We start from the raw sequence: 24,706 nt of genomic DNA, 5'->3' as shown, positions 1-24,706 counted from the left end.
CGGTAGCACGGTCAGCGCGCCCCAGACCAGCAGGAAGGCGTGCGAGGCGACGTTCACGACGCCCAGCTCGCGGCGTGGCCCCGGGTCGCGGCGGGTCGGACCCGGCTGCGCGCCCGTCGCGGCGGGCCTGTCCAGCGTGGTCACGCGTACTCGATCCTCTCGCGTCGGGCGGCCCGCAGCGCCAGCACCGCCACGGTGAGGGTCAGGAAGAACATCACCACGCCGATCGCCGAGGCGTACCCGAACTTGCTCTCGCTGCCGAACGCCGTCTCGTACATGCGCAGCCCGATGACGTCGGAGGAGAAGTTGGGCCCGCCGTTGGTCATCTGCTGGACGAGGATGAACCCGTCCAGCGCGGCGATGGCCAGGTAGATCCAGGCGACCTGCACGGTGTCCCAGAGCAGCGGCACGGTGATCCGGCGTAGCGTGACCCAGCGGGACGCGCCGTCGAGCAGGACCGCTTCGTAGATGTCGCGCGGGATGGCGGACATCGCGGCGCCGAAGAGCACCACGTAGAAGCCGACGTTGCTCCACACCATCACCGCCAGGACGCACCAGAACGCGGTCCGCGGATCGCCGAGCCAGGTCGGGGCGGGCAGGCCGACGGCGCGCAGCGCGCCGTTGAGCAGACCGTTGTTCGGATGGTAGATCTCCCGCCAGAGCAGCGCGATGATCACCACCGAGAGCACCTGCGGGAAGAAGTACACCAGCCGGTAGAAGGCGCTGCCGCGGACCCCGGTCACCCCGGCCCGGCCACCGCGACCGCCCATCGACAGCATGGTGGCGAAGAACAGCCCGAGGACGATGGTCAGCACCGGCACCACGGCGAGCATGATCGCGTTGTTCTTGAGCGCGTTCCAGATGTACCCGTCGTGCAGCATGGTGCGGAAGTTGGCCAGCCCGACCGGGTCGGCCTTGGCCGAGTAGCCGAGCCAACTCGTCGTCGAGATCTGGAAGGCCTGCAGGTACGGCGAGATCACGAACAGGGCGTAGAGCGCCAGCGGCGGCACCAGGAACGCGATGATCAGCGGGTACTTGCCATGTCGCACGAAGTGGATCCTCCTCCAACCGTCCACGGCGGTGGGGGCGGGCCGGGCCGCCCGCCCCCACCGGGTGGATTACGCGGCCCGCTTGTACTTCTTGATCGAGCTGTCCTGGGCGATCGAGTCGGCGCCCTTCTGGCACTGGTCGAGGAAGTCGGCCGGGCCGATCCGCCCGCTGAAGAACTCGCCGCAGGCGGCGTCGACGAGCTCGCGCTCCAGCTTGCGGTAGTAGTTGTTGTAGACCCAGTTGAAGCCGTTGGACCCGGACGCCTCCAGCGCCTGCACCACAGTGTTCAACCCGTACGGCAGGTCGACGCCCTCGGTGGTGCCGGCGACCACGGTCAGGCTGGCGACCTTCTTGGTGAAGTCCTGGGCGCCCTTCTTGGAGAGCATCACCCGCAGGTACTCCAGGCCGCCGGCGATGTTCTTGGCCTTGGCGGGGACCATGAACGGCTCGCCCGCGGTGCCCCGGATCGCCTCGAACGGCAGCTGGTCGCCGCTGCCCAGGCTGGGCGTGGGCGCGATGGTCATGTTGAAGCCGGCGGGGGTGACGTTCGCCTGCTCGCTCTCCAGCCAGGAGCCGCAGGAGATGAAGGCGGCCTTGCCCTGGCACCAGGCCGTCTGCGACTGGACGTGGTCCAGCCCCGGCGAGCCGTCCAGGATGTACTTGTCCTTGACGATCTGGTGCCACGCGTCGGCGGCCGCCTTCATGGCGTCGGACTTCCACGCATTCGGCTCAAGGTTGTCGATGGCCGTCGCCACCGACGGGCCGCCGAACTTGATCGCCGTGGCGATCAGCGGCCAGCTCATGTAGCGGGGGTGCTTGCCCGCGTACGTCCACGGCGCGATGCCCGCGGCCTTGATCTGCTTGCAGAGCGCGATGTGGTCGTCCCAGGTCTTCGCGTACTGCCAGTTGCGCTCCTTGAACAGCTTGGTCGAGTACCAGATGCCGTACGCGGTGTAGGTGTAGTTGAGAACGAGGAACTTCCCGTCGTACGAGCCGACCTCGACGGCGCCGGGCAGCAGCGTGTCGCGCACCTTCTTGCCCGGCTCGTCGAGGCTCGGCGCGTCGAGCAGCGCGGTCAGGTCGGCGATGGCCTGCTGGCTGACCAGGCCGTTGAAGTCGATCTGGCCGGCGCCGGAGTTGTTGACCACGTCCGGCGGGTTGCCGTCGACGAAGCGCGGCTGCAGGGTCTTGTTGATCTCCTGCGTCGCCGAGTGCGTGATCTTGGCCTTCGGGTACTTTTCCGTGTACATGGCCTCGTGGGCCTTGGCGTACTGCTCGCCGAAGCCGCCGTTGAAGATCACCACCTCGAGCGGGGCGTCCTCTTTGACACCGAGCGGGTTCTGCTCGCTCTTGGTGCCGTGGTAGGTGTCGGCGTCGCCCTTGTCGTCGCCGCCGGGGGTGGCGCAGCCGGCGAGCAGGCCGGCGGCGGGGGTGGCCAGCAGACCGGCGGCGGCGGTGCGCCGGAGGATCTCACGCCTGTTCATCGCATCTCCTCGGTTCGGGTACGGTGCGGCCCGCCGAGGGTGGGGCGACGGCGGCCGCGGCGTCGAGGCACGGGGGCTGTTGCTTGTCTTCAGTTTTGAAGATATTGCTGAAGAATTTCTACGGCAGTGCGGCGCGGACCACAAGACCCGACAACCGAACCGTTATCACCCCAGGCCGGTGACGGCTGGCATAGCGTGGGCCCATGCGCCGCCTCCGGCAGCTCGCCGAGCGCACCCCGCCCAGCCGAGAGCGCTACGCCGACCTGCTCCGCGCGTTGGCCATCGCCATGGTCGTCCTCGGCCACTGGCTGATCACGGCGATCGGGTACGACCGCGCCGGCCGGCCGACCGGGCAGTCCGCCCTCGGCTACCTCCCCTGGGCCTGGCCGATCACCTGGGTGGCCCAGGTGATGCCGGTCTTCTTCCTGGTCGGCGGGTACGCCAACGGCGCCGCCCTGACCGCTTGGCGGAAACGCGGCGGGAACGCCACCGGCTGGCTGATCGACCGCAGCAGCCGGCTGATCCGCCCGACCACCGCGCTGCTGGTGATCCTCGCGATCAGCGGGGGAATCGCCCGGCTGAGGGGCGCGAACCCCAGCGAGGTCCGCACGGTGATCTGGTTCGCCACCATCCCGCTCTGGTTCCTCGTCGCCTACCTGGTGATGGTCCCGCTGACCCCGGCCATGTACGCGCTGCACCGCCGCGTCGGGCTGGTCGTGCCGCTGGTGCTGGTCGGGCTGGTCGCCCTCGGCGACCTGGGCCGCATCCTCGGCCCGGCAAACCTCGCCACCGCCAACTACCTGTTCGGCTGGCTGGCCGTACACCAGCTCGGCTTCGCCTGGTACGACGCCCGGGGCGCGAGTCCCATCGAACCAGGTCGGGACCGTCCCGGCCTGCGCCGACGGCGATTGCCCACCTCGCGGCGCGCCGGCGCGGTGCTGCTGCTGACGGGGCTGGTCGCGCTGGTGCTGTTGACCGTTGTCGGGCCGTATCCGGTGGCGATGCTGAACGTGCCGGGCGAGCGGTTGAACAACACCGCCCCGCCCAGCGTGGCGCTGCTCGCGGCGGCCACCGCGCAGCTCGGCCTGATCCTGCTGCTGCAGAACCCGGCCCGGCGGTGGCTGCGCCGCAGCGGCCCCTGGCAGACGGTGCTCGCGGTGAACGCCGTGGTGCTGACCGTCTTCCTCTGGCACCTGACCGCCGTCGTCCTGCTGATCGGCCTGCTGAACGCGCTCGGCGTGCTGCCCACCCCTACGGTCGGTACGGCGGCCTGGTGGGCCTGGCGGGTGCCCTGGCTGCTCGCCCTGGCCGTGGTGCTGGCCGGGCTGGTCGCCGTGTTCGGCCCGATCGAGGCCCGCACCCGCCGGCACGGCCGGGCGAGCACCGGTCGTCCGGTCCACACCGCGCTCGTGACGATCGGGTACGCGGGCGTGGCCGCCGGGCTGCTCATCAACAGCCTGACCCCGAAGAGCGCGGCCGAGCCGCTGGGGCTGCCCGCCCCGACGCTGGTGGCGTATCTGGTCGGGGCGGGCGTGCTGCGACTGCTCAGGTCTGGGTGGGAAAACCGAGGTTGACCCCGCCGTGCCGCGGGTCCAGCCAACGGCTGGTGACCACCTTGCCCCGGGTGTAGAAGGCCACCCCGTCGGCGCCGTGCGCGTGCAGGTCACCGAAGAGCGACGCCTTCCAGCCACCGAACGAGTAGTACGCCATCGGCACCGGGATCGGCACGTTGATGCCGACCATGCCGACCTCCACCTCGTGCTGGTACCGCCGGGCCGCCCCGCCGTCGTTGGTGAAGATCGCCGTGCCGTTGCCGTACGGGTTGGCGTTGACCAGCTCGACCGCCTCGTCGTACGAGCCGACCCGCACCACACTCAGCACCGGGCCGAAGATCTCGTCGGTGTAGATCGACATCTCCGGGGTGACGTGGTCGAAGAGCGTCGGGCCGAGCCAGAACCCGTCGACGTCCCCGTCCGGGGTGACCTCCCGCCCGTCCACCACCGGCACCGCGCCGGCCGCGATCCCGGACTCGACGTAGGAGCGGACCCGCTCGGCGTGCGCGGCCGTGACCAGCGGCCCCATGTCGCAGCCCCGCCGGCCGTCGCCGGTACGCAGCCGGGCCATCCGCTGCGCGATCTTCGCGACCAGCGCGTCGGCGACCGGCTCCACCGCGACCAGCGCGGAGATCGCCATGCACCGCTCCCCCGCCGAGCCGAAACCGGCGTTGACGGCCGCGTCGGCGGCCAGGTCCAGGTCGGCGTCGGGGAGCACCACCATGTGGTTCTTCGCCCCGCCCAGCGCCTGCACCCGCTTGCCGGCCAGCGAGGCCCGCTGGTGCACGTACCGGGCGACCGGGGTGGAGCCGACGAACGACACCGCCTTCACGCCCGGGTGGTCGAGCAGCGCGTCGACCGCCTCCTTGTCGCCGTTGACCACGTTGAGCACCCCGTCGGGCAGGCCCGCCTCGACGAACCACTCGGCCAGCAGCAGCGCCGCGCTCGGGTCCTTCTCGCTGGGCTTGAGCACCACGGCGTTGCCGCAGGCGACGGCCACCGGGATGAACCAGAGCGGCACCATCGCCGGGAAGTTGAACGGCGAGATCACCGCCACCACCCCCAGCGGCTGCCGCAGGCTGTACGAGTCGACCTCGGTGGAGACGTTCTCGCTGAACCCGCCCCGCAACGCCGACGGGATGCCGCAGGCGTACTCGATGACCTCCAGGCCGCGCTGCACCTCGCCGGCGGCGTCCGCGAGCACCTTGCCATGCTCGGCGGTGATCGCCTCGGCGAGCCGGTCCCGCCGGGCGTTGACCAGTTCCCGGAAGGCGAACAGCACGGCCGTCCGCTTGGTCAGGGAGGCGTCCCGCCAGGCGCGGGCGGCCCGCTCGGCGGACTCCACCGCGCCCGCCACGTCCGCGGCGGAGGCCAGCTCGACCAGCCCGGTACGCCGGCCGGTGGCCGGGTCGAAGACGTCGCCGCGCCGCTCGGAGTCGCCGCCGACCCGCTTGCCGTCGATGAAGTGCCCGATCGTGTTCACGCCGCCACCTCCGCCGCCGCGCTGGAACGGATCGCGTCGACCAGGATGGCCAGCCCCTCCCGGGCCTCCTCCTCGGTCAACGTCAACGGCGGGCCCATCCGCACCACGTTGCCGTAGAGGCCGCCCTTGCCGACCAGCAGGCCACCGGCCCGGCACGCCTCGAAGACCCGGGTGGTGAGCGCCGGGTCGGGTTCGGTGCTGCCCGGGCGGACGAATTCGACGCCGAGCATGAGGCCCTTGCCGCGTACCTCGGCGACGCAGTCCAGGTCGGCCGCCGCGGCGCGCAGTCCGTCACCGAGGATCGCGCCGACCCGCTCGGCGTTGGCCTGCAGGTCGTGGTCGAGCAGATAGTCCAGCACGGCGTTGCCGGCAGCGGTGGAGATCGGGTTGCCGCCGAAGGTGGAGAAGCTGATCGCCGGCACCGACTCCAGCACCTCAGCCCGGCCGACGACGCCGGCCAGGGCGAAGCCGTTGCCGATGCCCTTGGCGAAGGTGAGCAGGTCCGGGGTGACGCCGTGCGCCTGGTAGCCCCAGAAGTGCTCGCCGGTACGGCCCCAACCGGTCTGCACCTCGTCGCTGATCAGCAGAATGCCGTGCTCGTCGAGCACCTTCTTCCAGGCCGCGAAGAGTCCGTCCGGGCCGTGCACGAACCCGCCGACACCCTGGATCGGCTCGGCGATCAGGCAGGCCACATCGCCGGACGTCTGGGTGGCGAGCACCTCGTGCAGATCCTCGACCGCGGCGTCGATCCGGTCGTCCTCGCCGAGCCGGGCGAGCAGGCCGCGCAGCCGCTCACCGGAGTGCAGCCAGGCCACCTGCAGCGGGTTGAGCGCGCTGGCCGACCAGCTGCGGTTGCCGGTGACGCCCATCGCCGCGTACGACCGGCCGTGGTAGCTGTTGCGCACCGCCAGGATCTGGTGGGAACGGCGGTAGTTGGTGGCGACCAGCAGCGCCGCCTCGTTCGCCTCCGTGCCGGAGTTGGTGAAGAAGACCCGCGCGTCGGGAATGCCGGAGACCCTGGCGATCTTCTCGGCCAGCTCCACCTGCTGCCGGATCAGATAGAGCGTCGAGCTGTGCACGACCCCGGTACGCAGCTGCCGCTCGACCGCCTCCCGGATCTCCGGAATGTCGTAACCGATCATGTTGGTCAGCACGCCACCGAAGAAGTCCAGATAGGTGCGCCCCTGCGCGTCGGTCACCCGGCGGCCGGAGCCGGAGACCAGCTCGAGCGGTTCGGCGTAGTAGAGCGGCATCCAGGACGGGAGCACAGCCCGGTGCCGGGCCAGCAGGTCGTCGGAGGTCATCGTCGTACCCTTCAGCGGCGGTTGGTCCTCGCACGCTCTCACCGCGCCGATGACCGAACAACTGTCACTGTGTAGCGCAACGCCCGCCCTCGCCTGACACCACGTCAACCACTCGCCGCAGTTTCCGCACCACCCCTCCCGCTGGACCGACGCGCCTACCCTGATCCGGTCACCGCCCTCGGGAAGGAACGCGAATGCGGGTCGAGGAGATCGTCACCGAGCTGGCCCGGGTCGCGGCGCGGGAGACGGGCCGGGGCAGCGAGGCGCTCGCCGTGCCGGCGACGGGCGGCCTGCTCGCCGCTGCCCGGGCACTCGCCGGTCGGCCCGCCCCCGACGCCGCCGTGCTGACCGGGTTCTTCATCCCTGCCGCCGAATCACCTGCCGCGGAAACCGACGGCCCGATCGGCGCGGTGCAGCTCGCCGCCGCGCTACGCGCGCTCGGCAGCCAGGTCCGGCTGGTCACCGATACGCCCTGCGCGCCGGTGGTCGCGGCCGCGATCGCCGCCGGCGCACCGGGCGTCCCGCTCGACGTGGCGCCCCTGTCGGGATACGACCCGTGGGCCGCCGGCGTCCTTCCCCGGTACGCCCGGCTGTCACATGTGATCGCCTGCGAGCGGGTCGGCCCGGCTCCCGACGGCCGGCCCCGGAACATGCGCGGCGAGGACATCGGCGCGCACACCGCCCCACTCGACCGGCTCTTCACCGCCGGTCCCGCCTTCCGGATCGGCATCGGCGACGGCGGCAACGAGCTGGGCATGGGCCGTCTGCCGGCCGAGCTGGTGGCCCGGGTGGTCGACCGGGGCGACCGGATCCGCTGCGTGGTCGACTGCGAGGCGCTGCTGGTCGGCGGCACCTCCAACTGGGCGGCCGCCGCGCTGGTCGGCGCGCTGGCGCTGTTGCGACCCGAGGTGGTCGCCCTGCGCGACCTGCTCCGCCCCGAGTGGTCGTACGACGTGCTGGTCGCGATCGTCGAAAAGGCCGGCGCGGTGGACGGCGTACGCCGCCGGGCGGAGCTGAGCGTGGACGGTCTGGACTGGCCCACGTACGCCGAGCCGCTCGCCCGAATCGCGGAGCTGGTCGAGGCGGCCTGACCACCGCCTGTCGCACGGGTGCCCGAACGGTCAGGTGACGGTGCTCTGCCGGGGACCGGCGAGGCGACGCGGACCGCCCGCCGGCCCACGCTGCCGTGCCGGCTGGTTGGGCCGCCGGCGCGGCAGGTGCAACGCGGCGGAAACGAGCGCGAATGCGGCCCAACCACCCGCCAGTGCGCCGACCGGCGAGGCGTCCTGAAGGTAGTGGTAGCCGGTGAGAAAGCCGATCAGAGCCAGGCTGTTGCGGGCGAAGTGCCGGCTGAAGTCGACCAGCTGGCGGCGCGCCTCCACGGCGACCAGCACCCCGGAGTACGGGAAGGTCACCACCATGCCGCGCAGCAGCTCGCCGAGGAGCCCGGTGAGCACCGCGCCGACGAAGATCACCAGCAGCTTGGCGGGCGGGGCCAGGCTGTCCCGCCGGGCGTCGGCAGCCAGCGTCGGGTCCGCCTCCGGTGGCCCGGCCGGGGCGGGCGCCCTGCGGGCTCGGGCACGGGCCCGGTGGGCCAGCACCGCCATGGTCCCCGCCCAGAGCACCAGGGTGGCCACCACCGCCACCTCGAACGGCACCGGGACCGCCAGCACGCCTGCGCTCAGCGCCACGTACACGGCAATCCCGGCCGCGTCGGCGACGAGGATCGGCCAGCGCAGCCGCCGGTGGGTGACCGCGACGGCAACGAAGAAGAGGTTGAGGCCGACCACCCCGAGCAGCTGTGCGCCGTCCACCCGGTGGCCGGTGGTGACCAGGGCGAGGGTCATCGGCAGCGGCAGGCTGTAGACGAACGCGCGCACGCGGACCGAGCGGATCACGCTGACCGCCCAGACCACGGCGGTAACCAGCAGCACCGCACTCCACGTCATGCTCGGCCCGCTCTCAGTCCTGGAAGGTGGCGGCGTCGGCGCAGTGCCGGAAGATCCGGGTGAGGCGCTCCACATCCGACCGGTTGACCGAGAACTGGTTCTCGCTGATCTCGCCGTGCGCGCTCATCCTCGCCTCCCAGCAGCTCGAGTCGTCCCAGACGGCCAGGTTGACGTGCAGGTGCGCGCTGACCGCGCCGTGCGGCAGCAGACCCACCCGTACGCCCGCCCGACGCTGCGTCTCCACCAGCTCGGACAGCTCGTCGCTGAGCGTCGCGTACAGGAAGATCCGGGTGATGCTGATGCCTCGCGCCAGGGCGGCCAGGTTCGCCTCCCAGTAACGCCGGCCGACGTCCCCCCGCCACCAGCTCAGCTCCCCGCTGAACCGAGGCATCACGTTGGTCAGCCCGACCATCTCGCGCTTGCAGTCCCGGGTGGCACCGACCAGATCCTCCTCGTCGTCGCCGCGCCGGACGATCCGGCCGGCGGCGAGCTGCTCGGCCTCCAGGCGAAACTCCTCGTAGCGGCGCTGCGCCTCCGCGGCGACCCGGGTGCCGGCGTGCCGCTCGGCCGCCTCGCGGACCGCGCCGGCGAGCTGCGGAGTGGTACTCACCAGCCAGGACGGCCCGTCCAGCAGCGTCCGCAGGTGGAACCGGCGCTCGGCCCGGGCCAGCGAGTCCACCACCAGCGAAATGGTGATGCCCATCAGCCCGGCCAGCAGCGACTCGACCCCGGTCGCCGCGTTGGTCAGGTCCAGCGTCACCGACAGGAAAATCGACAGCATGATGCCGATCAGCGCGACCGGATCGGTGTGCGCGACCAACCGGGCAAGGCCACCCGCGGAGCCTGCTCGCCCCCTGGACCATCGACGCACCACGTCACCCGTCATCGGCAGCCTCCGGTCCCGTCGTGCCACCAGGGTAGCCACGATCCACAACGGCCGGTGTCCGCGTACGACGGGCGGTAGCATCCGCCGGGTGCGGACGACGGAGGTGGCGCTGCCGGCCGGCGCGGCGGAACCGATCGACGGGCGGATCGCGGCGGGGGTGCGGGCCTGGGTGGAATCGTCGCCGCTGCGCGGCCTGGTCGGGCACTTCGGCGGCGACTGGCCGACCGGGGATCTGCCGGCGGTGCTGGCCGCGCTGGACGACTTCTCCGCCCGACACTGGGACTTCCGGCAGGGACGGGAACGCCCCGACGCCCGCGAGCCGGCCTTCGACCCGGCCACGGTCGGGCTGGTGCGCGATGCGGCGGCGGCGCTGGGCCTGGTCCGGGCCGTCCCGCCGGCCCTGCCCCGGTACACCCACCTGCTGGTGCTCGGCGGGCTCGCGCACGCCTGCCTGCGGCGCACCGCGTACGCCGCGCACCTGGCCCGCACGATCGCCGACATCACCGGCGAGGTGGCGGTGCTGGGCAGCTGCCGGACGCTCTCCCCGGCCGAGTCCCGGACCCTCGCCGACGTCGGCATCCACGGCTGCGTGACCGAGGTGGACGCCCTCGACGCGGGCGTACGCGTGGCGTTCGGGGTGAACACGCCCAGCGAGGAGACCGGCGAGGAGGCGGACCACCCGCACTCGGCCTGGTCCTCGCGCACCTACCGCCCGGCCGGCCTGCCCCCGGTCCGTGTCCTCGCCGCCCCGTCCAGCGAACCGGACCGGCGCCGCGCGCACACCGCCGACACCCAACGCTTCTGGGCCGAACACGTCCGGCTGCGCCCCGGCGACCCGGTGCTGATGGTGACCGCGCAGATCTACGTGCCGTTCCAGCACTGCGACGCGCTGCGCACCCTGGCGCTGCCGTACGGCTGCGGGGTCGACACGGTCGGCGTCGACCCGGCGCTGGCCGCGCTGGCCGGGGTGCCCGAGCCGGCGCTGACCCCGGGCCGCTACCTCCAGGAGATCCGCTCGGCGATCCGGTCGCTGCGCGCCCTGCACGCCGCCCTGCCGGCCAGCTGAGTCCCGCACCGGCCGCCGCTGCTGGCCGACGGGCGATCCGGGATTCAGCGGGCGGTGTCGGCGACCGCCTGCGCGAACACCTCCGACCGGTGCTCCCAGTTGCGGAACCGGCCGTAGCTCGGCGCGGCCGGGGAGAGCAGCACCACCCCGCCGGCCGGGGTGAGCTTGCGGGACAGCCCCACCGCGGCGACCAGGTCCTCGGCCAGCTCGGTGCGCACCGCCGGCAGCCCGGCGAGCGCCTCGACGATCCGCGGGCCGCTGTCCGGGATGCCGATCACGGTGATCTCGCGCTCGGCCAGGTGCTCGCGCAGCGGGGTGTAGTCCAGCCCCCGGTCGGTCCCGCCGACGATCACGGTCAGCGGCCGTCCCTCGTACGCGTCGATCGCGTGCATCGCCGCGTACGGGCTGGTCGCGAGGGTGTCGTCGACGAAGGTGACGCCCGACGGGTCGGGGATCTCGGTGAGCCGGTGGGCCAGTCCCTGAAACTCGGCGACCGCCACGGCAAGGCTGTCCTTACGCTCCACCACGTCGACGCCGAGCGCGTCCAGCACGGCGAGCGCCACGCACAGGTTGCCCTCGTTGTGCCGGCCCACCAGCGGCAGCACCCCGCGCGGGAAGAGCGGCGTGTCCCGCAGGTGGAACCAGGGGGCGCCGTCCGGGCCGGCGGCGACGTGGGTGGTGTCCGGCAGGCCGGCGCGTACCGCGGCCCGGTCGCCCAGCTCCACCACGAGCCGCGGGTCGGCGCCGTTGACCACCACCGTGTTCGGGCCGTGCGCGAGCAGGTTCAGCTTGTCCCGGTAGTACTCCCGCTCGCCGCCGTGCGCGTCGAGGTGCTCGGGGAACAGCGCGGTGACCACCGCCACCCGGGGCGAGTCGGTCAGGTCGGCGCACTGGTAGCTGGACAGCTCCAGCACGTACAGCTCGGCCTCGGGCAGGTCGAGCAGCGGCACGCCGATGTTGCCGCCGAAGACGTTCGGCCGGTCCATCGCGGTGAGCAGGTGGCTGATCAGGCTGGCCGTGGTGCTCTTGCCCTTGCTGCCGGTGACCCCCACCGTCCGGTGCCCGTGGTCGGCCATCCAGAGCGCGCTGCCCTGGGTGACCGGGACGGCCCGCCGGCGCAGCTCGACCATCCACGGGTGGGTGCTAGGCACCCCCGGCGACCGGACCACCACGTCGGCGGCGGCCAGCCGGGCGAACCCGTCCTCGCCGGTCACCAACGGCGCGGCCGCCGCCACCGGGCCCTCCCAGGGCAGGCTGAGGAAGTTCGCGCTGTCGTCGACGGCGACCAGGCCGGCGGGGCCGTGCGCGGCGATCGCGATCACGGCGGCCCGCCCCTCCCGGCCGGCTCCCCAGACGGCGACATGACGTCCGCGCAATTCAGACAGGCGCACAGGCTCTCCTCAGGTTGGCGACGGCGGTCGGCTGGAACGGTCCGGCACAGCCGGACACGGCCGGACGAACCAGGGCCTAGTATTGCGTGTGCGCAACGAGCAGCTCCGGCGGATGGACGCCTTCACCTTCCCGTCCTACTCGATCGACTTTGCCACCGGCGAGGTGTTGTTCGACTACGCCCTGACCGGCCCGGACGGCGAGCAGCGGTTCACCGAGGTGATCACCCTCCCGCTGCCGGCCGAGCCGGTGTCGGACGAGACGGCGGCCACCGTCAACCGGGTCCTCGACCTGCTGCACATCGTCGCCGGGGTCAGCTACTACAAGGCCGCCGCACCGCCCCGGCTGGTGCTGCCGGCGCCGCTGGGCGCCGCCGCCGTCGAGCTGGTCACCGCCGTCTACACCAAGGGCCTCGCCGAGTACGCGTACCGCAACCAGCTCCCGCACGTGCTCGAGCTGCGCCCCGAGGTCCCGGCCGGCGAGGTCGCCCCACCCCGGGTGTACGACGATTCGGACCGCCGGCCGCTGTCGGCCGTCGGCGGGGGCAAGGACTCCATCGTCAGCCTGGAGGCGCTACGCCGGGCCGGCTTCGACCCGGTGCCCTTCTCGGTCAACCCCAACCACATCATCGTCTCGGTCAACCAGGCGTCCGACCTGGTGCCCCTCGCGGCCCGGCGGCGGATCGACCCGGTGCTGTTCGATTTGAACGCGGCGGGCGCGCGCAATGGGCACATCCCGGTCACCGCGATCAACTCGCTGATCGCGGTCGCCACGGCCGTGCTGCACGGGCTCGGCCCGGTGGTGATGTCCAACGAGCGCTCGGCGTCGGATCCGAACCTGGTCTGGCAGGGGCGTGAGATCAACCACCAGTGGTCCAAGGGCGTCGAGGCGGAGGGGCTGCTGCGGGCGGCCCTGGCGGAGCACGCCGGGCTCACCGAACCGTACTTCTCCCTGCTGCGGTCGCTGTCCGAGCTGCACATCGCCCGGCTCTTCGCCGAGATCGACCGGTATGACGCGGTGGTGACCAGCTGCAACGCCGCGTTCAAGCTGCGCGACGCGAGCGAGCGCTGGTGCCGGGACTGCCCCAAGTGCCGGTTCGTCTTCCTGGCCCTGGCGCCGTTCATGACCCGGGAACGGATCACCCGCATCTTCGGTGCCGACCTGCTCGCCGACACGGCTCAGATCCCTGGCTACCGGGAGTTGCTCGGCGTGGACGGGCACAAGCCGTTCGAGTGCGTCGGTGAGGTAGAGGAGTCGGTGGTGGCGTTGAGCCTGCTCGCCCAGCAGGAGCAGTGGCGCGACGCCCCCGTGGTCCGCGCCCTGGTCGACGCCCTGCCCGCCACCGCCTGGTCAGCGGCGACCACCTCCGACGTCTTCACCCCCGCTGGCCCCGCCTACGTCCCCCCGGCGTACGCCAAAGCCCTAACCACCCTCACCTAGCCCCCACCGCCCCTCCCTCCCGGCTCGGCGCGGCCAACCTCATGATCAACGCGAGGGGCCGGGATTGCGGATGGCATCCAGGGCCAGGAGGGCTACGTGGAGGGAGAGGCAGGGCTGCACCGCGTCGAGGTCGGTGTTGAGGATCCGGGCTATGCGGGCCAGCCGCTCGTAGAATGCCGGCCGGGACAGGTGCGCCGCAGCGGCCGCCGCCGACTTGTTCCGGCCCTGCTCCAGGTACGCCCGAAGGGTGTCGAGCAACTGCTCGCGCGGATGCTGAGCGTCATAGGTCAACAGCGCGCCGAGTTCCCGCTCGACGAAGGTCTGCAACCGTGGCTCGTCGCGCAGCAGGTGCAGCAGCCCGGCTAGCCCGACGTGCGGCAGCCGGAAGACCGGCAGCTCCCGCCGGTCCCGCCGGGCCGTCTCGGCGATCTGCCGCGCCTCAGTGAGCGACCGTCCCGCCTCCCGCAGGCTGCCCACCCCCGACCCGGCCGCGACGATCACCGCCGCCGGACCGACCGCCCTCGGCCCAGCGGACGGGGCACCGGGCGGGCCGGACCGGGGCGCGGGCGGGCGGGGCGGAGCGGCGTCTAGGCGTACCCGACGCAACGCCGCCGCGAACGCGGCGAGCGCCTTCTCCTCGGCGGCCGGATCGGGCAGCGCGAGCAGCGCACCCACCGCATGGTCGTCCACGGCGCTGGTCAGACCGGCGAGCCTGGCTTCCCGCAACGCCTGGCCGACCGCCTCGGCAAGATCGCGCAGCCGCGCCGGGCCGACCTCCGGACCGGCCTCGGCACCCGCCGTCCCGGCCTCCCCCGCCAGGTCGTCGGCCCGGTGGCGGACCACCACGCCGACCAGATGTCGGCGGTCCAGCGGCACGCCGAGCGCGTTGGCCCGCAACGCCACCTCGTCCACCGGGCGGGAGTGGTCGAGCAGGGCGGTGAGCAGGGTGCGGTGGATCTGACGTTCCAGCCCCTCGGCGTCGCGACGGATCAGCCGGCCCAGGGCGAGAGTGGAGGCGGCCCGCTCGACCAGAATGGTGAGCCGGGTCGGCGGAGCACCCGACCCGGCGGCACTCGCACTGGCGACCCGGTCGCCGTCGGTTCGCTCGGCTGGGACGGCATCGGCCGGGGAACCCGGCCGCTCGGACTCGGCAGGCAACGCCCGGCCCGTGGTCAGCTCCCCGCCGGCCGGCCAGCGCAGCAACAACCGCCCCCAGTCCTGGCCGCGTGCCCCGACGGTGGTCACCAACCACCCGCTGTCCGGGTCGTACGCGGTACGCCCGCCCGGACGGATCCGCCGGGAATGCTGCTCCCAGCGGTACAGCAGCAGCTCGGCGCTCTGCCCCGCCGGGTCGTACGCGAGCACCTGCCGGGAGAGGTTCTCCAGCACCACCGGGCACCCGGACAGCTCGGCAGCCTGCCGCACCACCTCGGCCGCGTCGGCGCCTTCCACGGACAGCTCGGTGAACCGCTGGTGGATCTCCTCGGTGGCCCGCAGCTCGGTGAGCTGGGCGTCCACGATCAGCGCGTGCACCGCCTCGGTGACCCGCACGAACGGGACGGCCCGCCGCAACTCGACCAGAGGGAGCCCGCGCCGCTCGGCGGCGGCGGCCATCACCCTCGGCACTCCGCTGACGTAGCGGCGGCCCAGCTCGACCACCAGCCCGGAGACACCCACGTCGGCCAGGTCACCGATGAACGCGCGCAGCCCGGCGTCGTCGGCCGGCAACCCGATGCCGGTGGTCAACACCAACTCGCCGCCACCGAGCAGGGTGGCGATGTCCGGCACCTCGGCGACGTGCACCCAGCGGACCGCCCGGTCCAGCCCCGCGTCGCCCGCGACCAGGCGCGGCGCGCCGTGGCGCACCGGCACCAGCGCAAGCACCTCACGCACGGTAGGGAACACGGGCGACACGCTACCCGCCGTCACCGCCGTTCTCGAAGCACCGGCCGGGGATCAGAGCGGCGTCGCTCAGTCGACGCCGAACTCCATCGCGGCGCGGTCGAGTGCCTCGGCGGTGGAGGAGACGCCCCGGGAGGCGATGGCTTCCGCGCCGCCCTCGGGCATCGCTCCGATCAGCCCGGTCGAGGCTGCCTGTGCGGCGCCGACCATCCGCTGAGGGGCCGCTCCGCCGACCATGCCGAGGGTGGCGTACTGCTCCAGCTTCGCCCGCGAGTCGGCGATGTCCAGGTTGCGCATGGTGAGCTGGCCGATCCGGTCCGACGGGCCGAACGCCGAGTCCTCGGTACGCTCCATCGACAGCTTGTCGGGGTGATAGCTGAACGCCGGGCCGGTGGTGTCCAGGATCGAGTAGTCCTCGCCCCGGCGCAGCCGCAACGTCACCTCGCCGGTGACCGCCGTGCCGACCCAGCGCTGCAACGACTCGCGCAGCATCAGCGCCTGCGGGTCCAGCCAGCGCCCCTCGTACATCAGCCGACCGAGGCGGCGGCCCTCGTGGTGGTAGTTCGCCAGCGTGTCCTCGTTGTGGATGGCGTTGACCAGCCGCTCGTACGCGGCGTGCAGCAGCGCCATGCCGGGCGCCTCGTAGATGCCCCGGCTCTTGGCCTCGATGATCCGGTTCTCGATCTGGTCCGACATGCCCAGGCCGTGTCGGCCGCCGATGGCGTTGGCCTCCAGCACCAGGTCGACGGGGCTGCCGAACTCCTTACCGTTGATCGTCACGGGACGACCCTGGTCGAAGCCGATAGTGACATCCTCGGTCGGGATCTCCACCGACAGGTCCCAGAACCGGACCCCCATGATCGGGTTGACCGTCTCGATGCCGGTGTCGAGGTGCTCGAGGGTCTTCGCCTCGTGCGTGGCGCCCCAGATGTTGGCGTCGGTGGAGTATGCCTTCTCGGTGCTGTCCCGGTAGGGCAGGCCGCGTTCGAGCAGCCATTCCGACATCTCCTTACGCCCGCCCAGTTCGGTGACGAAGTCGGTGTCGAGCCACGGCTTGTAGATGCGCAGCTGCGGGTTGGCCAGCAGGCCGTACCGGTAGAACCGCTCGATGTCGTTGCCCTTGAAGGTCGAGCCGTCGCCCCAGATCTGGACGTCGTCCGAGATCATCGCCCGCACCAGCAGGGTCCCGGTCACGGCCCGGCCCAGCGGGGTGGTGTTGAAGTACGCCCGGCCGCCGGAGCGGATGTGGAAGGCCCCGCAGGTCAACGCTGCCAGGCCCTCCTCGACCAGGGCGGCGCGGCAGTCGACCAGGCGGGCGACCTCGGCGCCGTAGCTGAGCGCGCGACCGGGCACCGAGACGATGTCGGGCTCGTCGTACTGGCCGATGTCGGCGGTGTAGGCGCAGGGAACGGCACCCTTGTCGCGCATCCACGCGACCGCGACCGAGGTGTCGAGGCCGCCGGAAAAAGCGATGCCGACGCGTTCGCCGCTGGGCAGGGAGGTGAGAACCTTGGACACAAGGAAGATTATGCGCTCGACCGCATCATCATGCAAGCGGAATGCTCGACTACCCAGGTGGGTCGTCGCGACCCAACTCCCAGAACGCCACCGCCGCAGCGGCGGCGACGTTCAACGAGTCCACCCCGCGCCGCATCGGGATGACCACCCGTACGTCACTGGCGGACTGGGCCGCCGCGGTGAGGCCCGGGCCCTCGGCTCCCAGCAGCAGCGCCGCCCGCTCGCGCTGCGCCGGAGTCAACCGCTGCATCGGTACGGCGTCCGGAGCCGGCGTCATGGCGAGCACGGTGAAGCCCGCCTCCCGTACCTGGTCCAAGCCCGCGGGCCAGCGTTCGAGCTTGGCGTACGGCACTGCGAAGACCTCGCCCATGCTGACCCGGACGCTGCGCCGGTAGAGCGGGTCGGCGCAGGTCGGCGAGAGCAGCACCGCGTCGATTCCGAGCGCGGCGGCACCCCGGAAAATGGCGCCAAGATTGGTGTGGTTGTTGACGTCCTCCAGGATCACCACCCGGCGGGCGGCGGCCAGCACCTCGGCGGCGGTCAGCAGCGGCTTACGGTGGAACGAGCCGAGCACACCCCGGTGAACGTGGAAGCCGGTGGCTCGCTGGAGCACGTCGGGGGTGGCGGCGTAGACCGGGGCGTCACCGGTGTCCAGGTCGGCGAGCTGGTCGGCCCGCTTCGCGTCGACCAGGTACGACCGGGCCGGGTAGCCGGCCCGCAGCGCCCGCCGCAACACCAACTCCCCCTCGGCGATGAACAGGCCGTGCGGGGGCTCCCAGCGGGTACGCAGCTCCACGTCGGTCAGCGCACGGTAGTCGGCGATCCGGTCGTCGTCGGGCTCGGTGATCAGGTGTACGGGCACCGGCCGATTCTGCCTGGCCGGCCCCGACCCGCCACGCACCGGTGGGCGCGGCTGCGCAATGCTGACCGGCCTGCCCCATCAGCGGTGGACCAAGCCGGCCGGCTTACCCAGGTCTCGGTCAGAAGTTGAGCGTGTAGAGCAGGCGGTTGGGGGTGCCGCTGCCCGGCGAGGAAACCACACTGGTGGTGGCGTTGCTGTTGATCGCCGCCGCCACCGTCGCCGGGGACGCCGACGGGTTGTTGGCCAGATAGAGTGCGGCCGCACCCGCCACATGCGGCGTCGCCATCGACGTGCCGCTGATCGTGTTGGTGCTGCTGTCGTCGGAGTTCCAGGAGGACGTGATGTTCACGCCCGGAGCGAACAGGTCGACGCAGGTGCCGTAGTTCGCCCACGACGCCTTCTTGTCGGTGTTGTCGGTCGCCGAGACTGTGATCGCCTCGGGCACCCGCGCCGGCGACGACTTGCACGCGTCCTGAGCGATGCCGAGGATGTTGCCGTTGCCTGCCGCGATCGCGTAGGTCACGCCCGCTGCGATCGACTTCTTCACCGCGTTGTCCAGGGTGGTGTCCGCACCGCCGCCGAGCGACATGTTCGCCACCATCGGTTGGCTCGGGTTGCTGTTCTTCTGGGCGGTCACCCAGTCGACACCGGCCACGACGCCGGCGGTGGTGCCGCTGCCACTGCAGTTGAGCACCTTGACGGCGACGAGCTGCACGTTCTTGGCCACCCCGTAGGATGCGCCGCCGATGGTGCCCGCCACGTGCGTGCCGTGGCCGTTGCAGTCGGTGTTGTTACCGTCTCCACTCGTGTTCGTACCCCAGACCGCCCGGCCACCGAGGTCGCTGTGCGTGACCCGGATGCCCCGTGTCGATGACGTACGCCCTGACGTTGCTCGCCGTCGTGTTGTAGGTGTAGGAGCCGCTCAGTGGCCGGTTCCGCTGGTCGATGCGGTCCAGACCCCAGGACGGCGGGTTGGTCTGGGTCGCGGTGATGGTGAACACACCGTCCTGCTGCACGTATGCCACTCGCGGGTCCGCGGCGAGCCGGCGTGCCTGCCGCACCGACATGTGGCCGGCGAAGCCCTGCAGCGCGCTGCGGTACCGGTGGGTCACCGACGCTCCGTGCTCGCTGGCCACAGTGGCCGCCTGGTCGCCCGCCCCGTCCTTGAGCACCACGATGTAGCTGCCCGCTACCGACGCCCCGGTAGCGGCCCTGACCGTACCCTCCGCTGGAGCGGCGCTCGCTGCCCCGCCAACACCGACCGCGGCGGCCGAGACCACCGCGACGAACCCTGCTGCCAGGAACCTCCTGGCAGGTACGGAAGTAGCCATGTGCACTTCCCCCTTCTGCGCGCCCTTGTGGGGCACCGGCTTCCGATCACCCGTTCGGTTGAACGTTAAGAGGAAGTTAACCTGATTGACAGGCGAATGAGAAGACAAGCTTCAATGAAGCATGAGGCCTCTGACCGAGCGCTGACACCTCTACAGTGAACTCGCTGCCACCGGACCTGACGCCTTCGCTGCGGGCGCTCGGCGCTGACCACCAGGTGTTCGCTCTGCTGTGCCATGAGGCCGCGGTATCTCATCGGATGAAGGATCGCCTCGTCGATGACGCCAACGAGCTGTGGCGGATCAGGCTGAGTGTGGGACGGCCGTTGGTTGTTGCCACTTGCTCACGGTCGGTACGGTGCCCCCGTGCCGAGGTGGTTGATCCGCGCGCTGTCTGGCCTGTGCGGCCTCGTGGTGGGCGCGTCCGCGGCGTGGGCCGGGGTGACGGAGGACAAACCGATCGCCGCCGTGCTGGCTGGCGCGGTGGCCGCGATGGTGGGCGCATTCGCGCCGACGGCGTACGACCGGCTATCGGCGTCCCGGCGGCGGGTGGACTTCGGCGCGGTTGCCACGGTGCCGCCGCCGTCGGTGGCATGGTTGCTGCAACCAGGCGAGCAGGTCGTGCCGTTCCGGGGCCGGGACACTGAGCGTCGGCAGTTGACAGCATGGTGCGCGGACCGTGGCGGGTCACCGGTCCGGCTGGTCTTCGCCCCCGGCGGCTACGGCAAGACCCGGCTGGCGCTGAAGCTGATGGACGAGCTGACGGGCCAGGGTTGGCAGTGTGTGCCGGTTCGGCCGGGGCATGAGCGGGAGGCGGCCGAGAAGGCGACGGCCGATGGCGCTCCGGGCCGGCTGCTGCTGGTGGTGGACTACGCCGACGCACGCGCACCCGACGGCTTGGCGCAGTTGCTGGCGGCGGCGACGCGGCGGCGCACTGACCGGGTCCGGGTGCTGCTGCTGGCCCGTACGGCCGGGTCGTGGTGGACGTCGCTGTCTGCCACCGCCGGGGACCACGCGGCGCTGTTGGACGCGATGACCGGTGACCGGCGCAACCTGATGCCGTTGGCTGTGCAGATCGACGCCCGGACGCCGGGCGAGGTGGTGGCGCACGCGGCGGAGGTGTTCGCGCGCCGACTCAAGAGGCGGCCGGTTCCGAACCTCGCGGGTCGTACGTATCCGGAAGGCTCGCCGGTGCTGCGCCTGCACGCGGCGGCTCTGGTGGCGGTGCTGGGCGGCCCGGCCGACGACTACGGCCGGGGAGATGCGATCGCCGAGGTGCTGGGGCACGAGCGGCGGTACTGGCGGGACAGCGCCAAGCGGCAGCAGGTGCACCTGCCGGACGACGTTGTTGAGGCCGATGCGTTGCTGGCTCGGGTGGTCGGGGTGGCGGCGTTGTTCGGCGCCGACGACGAGCAGGGGGTAGCTGGCCTGGTCCAGCGCGCGGTGCCGGCCAAGCCGGACAGGTCAGTCCGATGGGTACGGTGGTTCTACGGTCTCTACCCTGCCGACGGCAACGGTGCGGCGGGTCGGCTGGGCACGCTCCAGCCGGACCTGCTCGCCGAGCACCTGGCGGTGCAGGCGCTGGCCGGATACACCGCACCGGAGCGGCAGGCGCTGTTCCGCCGGCTCACCATCGAGCAGGCGGTGCAGGCGTTGACCGTGCTGGGCCGAGCTGCGTCCGACCAGGTCGCGGCCGGGCACGCCGAAGTGGACGAATTCATCAGTGAGGCGCTCGCTGCGGACGTGCCGACGATGGCCGAGGCCGTGGTGCGGGTGGCGGTCCAGTTCCCCGGCCGCTACGCCGCCCGGATGGCCACCCTGCTGACCGAGCAGCCACCAAAGGACCTGCAGTGGCTGCGTGACCTCGCAGAACGGGTGCCGTACCCGTCGTTGGAGTTGAACCGGTTGGCGCTGGCGCTCACCACCGCGATCACCAGCACCGACGCGAGCGATGCAACCGCGCACCGCGCACTCTGGCGCTTGCGGCACGCCGTTCAGTTGGCGGAGGCGGGCCGGACAATCGAAGCACTCACCACCAGCAACGAAGCCGTCAACCTGTACCGGGAACTGGTGCAACTCAACCGCGACGCCCACCTACCACGCCTGGCAGGGTCGCTGAACAACCACGCCATCCGGTTGGCGGAGGCCGGCCAGCAGACCGAAGCACTCACCACCAGCAACGAAGCCGTCAAACTCCGCCGAGAACTGGTCGACCTCAACCGCGACGCCCACCTACCAGACCTGGCAGGGTCGCTTAACAATTACGCCAGCGACTTGGCGGAGGCCGGCCGGCGAACCGAAGCACTCACCACCAGCAACGAAGCCGTCAAACTGCACCGAGAACTGGTCGACCTCAACCGCGACGCCCACCTACCAAACCTCGCGCATTCGCTTAACAATTACGCCAGCGCCTTGGCGGAGGCCGGCCGGCGAACCGAAGCACTCACCACCAGCAACGAAGCCGTCAAACTCCGCCGAGAACTGGTCGACCTCAACCGCGACGCCCACCTACCAAACCTCGCGCAATCGCTGCACAACCACGCCGTCTGGTTGGTGGAGGCCGGCCGGCGAACCGAAGCACTCACCACCAGCAACGAAGCCGTCAAACTGTACCGGGAACTGGTGCAACTCAACCGCGACGCCCACCTACCAGACCTGGCAGGGTCGCTGAACATCCACGCCATCCGGTTGGCGGACGCCGGCCGGCGAACCGAAGCACTCACCACCACCAACGAAGCCGTCAAACTGCACCGAGAACTGGTCAACCTCAACCGCGACGCTTACCTGCCGAGCCTGGCCCGATCGCTTTGGAACTTCGGATGGATGACCGTGCTGCTCGGCGCACGCGAGGAAGCACCACAGGCGATCGAGGCGACCGCCGAGGCGGTGCGCCTCTTCGGTGAACTCGCCGCCACCGAGCCGGATGTCTTTGTTCCGCTGCGGGACGCAGCCGCGAAGACCCTCAAGCAGCTCACCGACAACGAGCAAGGCCCCTCAGCATCGCGCTGAAGGGCCTCGGCGGGGATTGCGTCGGGACTACTGCTTGGCCGACGCTACGAACGCCTGCCAGGCGGACGGGTCGAAGGCGAGCACCGGGCCGGACGGGTCCTTGCTGTCCCGGACCGCGACGACGCCGGGCAGGTTGTCGGCTACCTCGACGCAGTCGCCTCCGCTCGTGCCGCTGCGGGTGGACTTCTTCCATTGAGCCTTACTGAGGTCCATGCTGGCTCTCGACTTCCTTCATGAGGGCGACCGACAGCGCCTCCGGGAGGGCGACGCCCCTCACGCTCTCCCACCTGGTTAGAAGCGTAGCCATTTCATCCTCAGCATCGGTGATCACGCCGTCAAGCTGGTTCTCCAGGTGTCCCACCCAGCCTCCGTCGGCCAATCTCGCCAAGGCCAGTGGCCCGGACAGCCCGACGTGCAGCCCAGCGTTCGCGGGGATGACGTGGATGTGCACGTGCGACAGCTCGGCCATCCGCAGCAGATGCGCGAGTTGCTCCGCCATGATCGCATCCGTCCGGCGCAGGGCCGCCTCGTCGACAACGGCGATGACCTGCGGCGGATGCTTTCTGCAGAGGAGTTCCTGGCGCTCCAGCCTGACGGTCACCTGCTGCTCGACCTCATCCTCCGGTCGAGTGTCGTCGAAGCGAAGCACTGCGCGGGCGTAGTTCGCGGTTTGGAACAGACCGGGGACGAGCGTGGGATTGAAGTATCGGAGCTGCTTGGCGGCGCGTTCCGCCTCCAGCCAGGGCCGGAACCACGACGGCTGGCCGTCGCGCTGGACCGTGCGGAGCAGCGACTCGAAGAGCCCGCCGGTGTCCAGCACCTCGTCCACCCGCTTGACGTACGGCAGGTCGATCGGACGAGTTCCCGTCTCGACCGCCGAGACCGTGGACGCCGAGAAGTTCGTACGCCGACCGAACTCCTCCTGATTCAAACCGGCCAACGCCCGCACCCGCCGGAGCTGAATGCGAATCCGGTCGACGGTCAGCTCACCTTCCAAGGCTCCTCCAGGGATTCCGCATGATCACCAAGCATCATCGTGTGCGGCACCGGGCCGCCAGACCACCGGCGCGACCAGTCTCGATGCCTTCCGAGCGTAGCGATGCCATCAGCAGACTGTCACCTATGCAAACCCCACCAAACAGGCCAGCAGCGATGAGCGCGCCGAGGGCAGCCCTGACGGCGCTGGACCTGACCGACCCGCGGGTCACCGGCGGTCACGTCGGTCACCGCCCGCGCTGGGTCTGCGAATCCTGCACGGACCCCTGGCCCTGCCCGCCGTTCCGCGCGTACACCGATCGGCGGCTGTCCCGCGCGGCGCTGATTCCGACGATGTCCGTCCTGCTGCGGTCGGCGATCCCCGACCTGCGGGGTCGGCCGGAGGGCCCGACCCCGCCGGAGATCGTGCAGCGGTTCCTCTGGTTCCTACCGCTGACCGACGACGAGGCGCGGGCCGTGGCCCTGCGGTTGCGATGACGCGGCGGCCCGTACCCCATGTGGCCATGCGACCGCTCTGGCGGTGCCGCAACTGCGCGGCGGAGTGGCCGTGCCAGCCGGCTCGTCTCGCCCTGCTGGTCGAGTACCGGCACGACCGTACCGCCCTGTTGGTCTACCTTGGCATCCTCATGGCCGAGGCACGCGACCAGCTCGGCCAGCTCAACTCGCACCCGGCGCCGGACCTGACCGACCGGTTTCTCGGCTGGGCCCGGGCTCGGGGCTGACGCACCACCCCGTCAGGCCCGCGTATAGCGCAGCAGCACCGAGCGGCCGTCGAAGGCGCGGGTCTCCGCCAGCCGCAGGGCGAGTCGGTCCTTGCCGGGGAAGACCGGCCGACCGCCGCCGAGCACCACCGGGTGCACGACCACCTGGTACTCGTCGACCAGGCCCAGGTCGGTGAGCGCCGCAGCAGCCCCCGAACCCCCGGTGAGCAGCAGTTCCTTGCCGGGCTGGGCCTTCAGCTCGGCCATCTCGGTGGCCAGGTCGCGGCCGATCACCCGGGCGCCGTACTCGGCGCTCTTCAGGGTCCGCGAGATGACAATCTTCGGGGTACGCCGCCAGACCGGGGCGAACCTCAGGTCGTGCGGGTCCTGGGAGTTCTCCTCGACGCGCGGCCAGTAGGAGGACATGAACTCCCACACCTTGCGGCCGTAGAGGAAGGTGTCGGCCCGGTCGCACAGCTCGAAGGAGTACGCGGACAGCTCCAGCCCCATGGCCGGCCAGTCGAACTCGCCGTTCGGGCCCTCGATGAACCCGTCGACGGACTGGTGCACCCAGTAGACGAGCTTGCGCATGATGTCCTCCTGCTCGGTGACGCGCCCGGCGGGCGCGCTCACCAAGAGGTCGGAGCCGCCCGCCGACACCCCCACCACTTCGGCGAGGCCCCCGTCGATCATGGAGTTGTGGTGCCCAAATTACACTGTTTGCCACTTTTGTCAACTGCCACAACTCCATGATCACCGTCGGGAGGAGGTGGGGGCGGGGTTTTG

General features: G+C 71.4%; 22 protein-coding genes. 7 read left to right on the top strand and 15 right to left on the bottom strand.

The features are described from left to right. Positions 1–140 precede the first annotated feature (140 nt). Entirely contained in the window at positions 141–1,049 is a 909-nt protein-coding gene (locus ABZ671_RS24930) for a sugar ABC transporter permease (protein ID WP_357862364.1), read from the bottom strand. Positions 1,050–1,118: 69 nt separating this feature from the next. Next, positions 1,119–2,534, bottom strand: coding sequence for an N-acetylglucosamine/diacetylchitobiose ABC transporter substrate-binding protein (gene ngcE / locus ABZ671_RS24925; protein ID WP_357862362.1), 1,416 nt, complete (start codon positions 2,532–2,534; stop codon positions 1,119–1,121). A gap of 203 nt (positions 2,535–2,737) precedes the next feature. Here ngcE and ABZ671_RS24920 point away from each other — a divergent pair, with 203 nt between their 5' ends. Continuing rightward, complete coding sequence (locus ABZ671_RS24920) at positions 2,738–4,108, top strand: acyltransferase (RefSeq protein ID WP_357862360.1); 1,371 nt, start codon at positions 2,738–2,740, stop codon at positions 4,106–4,108. On the opposite strand, the gene ABZ671_RS24915 is transcribed toward ABZ671_RS24920, so the two are convergent. Then, on the bottom strand, positions 4,080–5,570 hold the full coding sequence (locus ABZ671_RS24915; protein ID WP_357862358.1) for a CoA-acylating methylmalonate-semialdehyde dehydrogenase: 1,491 nt from the start codon (positions 5,568–5,570) through the stop codon (positions 4,080–4,082). The genes ABZ671_RS24920 and ABZ671_RS24915 overlap by 29 nt on opposite strands. After that, positions 5,567–6,874: an aspartate aminotransferase family protein gene (locus tag ABZ671_RS24910; RefSeq protein ID WP_357862355.1), complete on the bottom strand. Its 1,308-nt coding sequence runs from the start codon at positions 6,872–6,874 to the stop codon at positions 5,567–5,569. Before ABZ671_RS24910 ends, ABZ671_RS24915 begins: the two co-directional genes overlap by 4 nt. Positions 6,875–7,068: 194 nt before the next feature. Here ABZ671_RS24910 and ABZ671_RS24905 point away from each other — a divergent pair, with 194 nt between their 5' ends. Then, a complete protein-coding gene (locus ABZ671_RS24905) occupies positions 7,069–7,965 on the top strand; it encodes a glutamate cyclase domain-containing protein (protein WP_357862353.1) in 897 nt (298 codons plus the stop codon). A 30-nt stretch (positions 7,966–7,995) separates the two neighbouring features. On the opposite strand, the gene ABZ671_RS24900 is transcribed toward ABZ671_RS24905, so the two are convergent. Together ABZ671_RS24900 and ABZ671_RS24895 are read right to left on the bottom strand one after the other, a co-directional pair. Next, entirely contained in the window at positions 7,996–8,823 is an 828-nt protein-coding gene (locus ABZ671_RS24900; RefSeq protein ID WP_357862351.1) for a hypothetical protein, read from the bottom strand. A gap of 13 nt (positions 8,824–8,836) precedes the next feature. Next, positions 8,837–9,643: a hypothetical protein gene (locus ABZ671_RS24895; RefSeq protein WP_357862349.1), complete on the bottom strand. Its 807-nt coding sequence runs from the start codon at positions 9,641–9,643 to the stop codon at positions 8,837–8,839. A 154-nt stretch (positions 9,644–9,797) separates the two neighbouring features. Here ABZ671_RS24895 and ABZ671_RS24890 point away from each other — a divergent pair, with 154 nt between their 5' ends. After that, on the top strand, positions 9,798–10,775 hold the full coding sequence (locus tag ABZ671_RS24890; protein ID WP_357862347.1) for a hypothetical protein: 978 nt from the start codon (positions 9,798–9,800) through the stop codon (positions 10,773–10,775). Positions 10,776–10,819: 44 nt separating this feature from the next. Here the strand turns inward: ABZ671_RS24890 and murD are convergent, their stop codons facing one another. Next, positions 10,820–12,166: a UDP-N-acetylmuramoyl-L-alanine--D-glutamate ligase gene (murD, locus tag ABZ671_RS24885; protein WP_357862345.1), complete on the bottom strand. Its 1,347-nt coding sequence runs from the start codon at positions 12,164–12,166 to the stop codon at positions 10,820–10,822. Between the two features lie 88 nt (positions 12,167–12,254). On the opposite strand from murD, the gene ABZ671_RS24880 reads away from it, so the two are divergent. Continuing rightward, positions 12,255–13,604, top strand: a complete 1,350-nt coding sequence (locus ABZ671_RS24880; protein WP_357862343.1) for a hypothetical protein — start codon at positions 12,255–12,257, stop codon at positions 13,602–13,604. A 45-nt stretch (positions 13,605–13,649) separates the two neighbouring features. Here ABZ671_RS24880 and ABZ671_RS24875 read toward each other — a convergent pair whose 3' ends face one another. The 5 genes from ABZ671_RS24875 to ABZ671_RS24855 form a co-directional block, all read right to left on the bottom strand. Next, positions 13,650–15,518 carry a PucR family transcriptional regulator gene (locus ABZ671_RS24875; RefSeq protein WP_357862341.1) on the bottom strand — a complete coding sequence of 623 codons (1,869 nt, stop codon included), beginning with the start codon at positions 15,516–15,518 and terminating at the stop codon, positions 13,650–13,652. A gap of 57 nt (positions 15,519–15,575) precedes the next feature. Then, positions 15,576–17,024 (bottom strand): argininosuccinate synthase, encoded by a 1,449-nt coding sequence (gene argG / locus ABZ671_RS24870; RefSeq protein WP_357862339.1) that lies wholly within the window; start codon positions 17,022–17,024, stop codon positions 15,576–15,578. 49 nt (positions 17,025–17,073) lie between these two features. Continuing rightward, the gene (locus tag ABZ671_RS24865) at positions 17,074–17,925 is read right to left on the bottom strand and encodes an RNA methyltransferase (RefSeq protein WP_357862337.1); all 852 of its coding nucleotides are present in this window, start codon (positions 17,923–17,925) and stop codon (positions 17,074–17,076) included. A 79-nt stretch (positions 17,926–18,004) separates the two neighbouring features. Then, entirely contained in the window at positions 18,005–18,646 is a 642-nt protein-coding gene (locus ABZ671_RS24860) for a S8 family peptidase (protein ID WP_357862335.1), read from the bottom strand. Between the two features lie 31 nt (positions 18,647–18,677). After that, a complete protein-coding gene (locus tag ABZ671_RS24855) occupies positions 18,678–19,217 on the bottom strand; it encodes a S8 family serine peptidase (protein ID WP_357862333.1) in 540 nt (179 codons plus the stop codon). 363 nt (positions 19,218–19,580) lie between these two features. On the opposite strand from ABZ671_RS24855, the gene ABZ671_RS24850 reads away from it, so the two are divergent. Further along, the gene (locus tag ABZ671_RS24850) at positions 19,581–22,223 is read left to right on the top strand and encodes a tetratricopeptide repeat protein (protein ID WP_357862331.1); all 2,643 of its coding nucleotides are present in this window, start codon (positions 19,581–19,583) and stop codon (positions 22,221–22,223) included. Positions 22,224–22,250: 27 nt separating this feature from the next. Here the strand turns inward: ABZ671_RS24850 and ABZ671_RS24845 are convergent, their stop codons facing one another. Next, positions 22,251–22,436, bottom strand: coding sequence for a DUF397 domain-containing protein (locus tag ABZ671_RS24845; RefSeq protein ID WP_357862329.1), 186 nt, complete (start codon positions 22,434–22,436; stop codon positions 22,251–22,253). Then, complete coding sequence (locus tag ABZ671_RS24840; RefSeq protein ID WP_357862328.1) at positions 22,423–23,220, bottom strand: helix-turn-helix transcriptional regulator; 798 nt, start codon at positions 23,218–23,220, stop codon at positions 22,423–22,425. The genes ABZ671_RS24845 and ABZ671_RS24840 overlap by 14 nt, the downstream gene beginning before the upstream one ends. Positions 23,221–23,375: 155 nt before the next feature. Between ABZ671_RS24840 and ABZ671_RS24835 the strand changes: the two genes are divergently transcribed. Together ABZ671_RS24835 and ABZ671_RS24830 are read left to right on the top strand one after the other, a co-directional pair. After that, positions 23,376–23,696 carry a hypothetical protein gene (locus ABZ671_RS24835; RefSeq protein WP_357862326.1) on the top strand — a complete coding sequence of 107 codons (321 nt, stop codon included), beginning with the start codon at positions 23,376–23,378 and terminating at the stop codon, positions 23,694–23,696. A 26-nt stretch (positions 23,697–23,722) separates the two neighbouring features. Beyond that, positions 23,723–23,941 (top strand): flavin reductase, encoded by a 219-nt coding sequence (locus ABZ671_RS24830; protein WP_357862324.1) that lies wholly within the window; start codon positions 23,723–23,725, stop codon positions 23,939–23,941. A 12-nt stretch (positions 23,942–23,953) separates the two neighbouring features. Here ABZ671_RS24830 and ABZ671_RS24825 read toward each other — a convergent pair whose 3' ends face one another. Then, complete coding sequence (locus ABZ671_RS24825; RefSeq protein ID WP_357862322.1) at positions 23,954–24,613, bottom strand: dihydrofolate reductase family protein; 660 nt, start codon at positions 24,611–24,613, stop codon at positions 23,954–23,956. Between the last annotated feature and the right edge of the window lie 93 nt (positions 24,614–24,706).

The sequence above is a fragment of the Micromonospora sp. NPDC006766 genome (genome assembly GCF_040636055.1).
GTDB lineage: Bacteria > Actinomycetota > Actinomycetes > Mycobacteriales > Micromonosporaceae > Micromonospora.
The sequence above is the reverse complement of the archived record's forward strand: the minus strand, read 5'-3'. Positions and strand labels throughout refer to the sequence as shown.